This window comes from Xanthomonas hortorum pv. cynarae (genome assembly GCF_002939985.1).
GTDB lineage: Bacteria > Pseudomonadota > Gammaproteobacteria > Xanthomonadales > Xanthomonadaceae > Xanthomonas > Xanthomonas hortorum_D.
Genome location: NZ_MDFM01000092.1, coordinates 1 through 393 on the forward strand (window position 1 = coordinate 1; position 393 = coordinate 393).

Genomic DNA, 393 nt, shown 5'->3' on the forward strand with positions numbered 1-393 from the left:
CGCCTGGACCAGGCCGAACGATACCGTTTGCATGCTTTATATGAAACCGGGATGTCGATGCGGGCCATCGCCGATGCGTTGGAGCGCGCGCCCAGCACGATCAGCCGCGAACTGCGCCGCAATCAGCACGCTCGGCACTATCTGCCAGATCACGCACAGCGCATCAGCGAGCATCGGCGCACGCAGGCCAGCCGGCGTCCACGCATCGACGCTGAGCGCATCGCACAGATCGAGGTCCTGCTGAGCGAGGACTTCAGCCCGGAACAGATTGCCGGTCGCACCGGCCTGGCCAGTCACGAATGGATCTATCGGCACATCTACGCTGACCACAAGCGCGGTGGCCAGTTGTTCACGCATCTACGCAAGCGCCGCCGCAAGCGCCGTCGGCGGGGC

1 protein-coding gene is annotated in these 393 nt (G+C 64.9%); it reads left to right on the top strand.

The features are described 5' to 3' along the window. Positions 1–393: IS30 family transposase (locus XcyCFBP4188_RS22370; RefSeq protein ID WP_146094092.1), on the top strand; the 393-nt coding region annotated here is incomplete at both ends.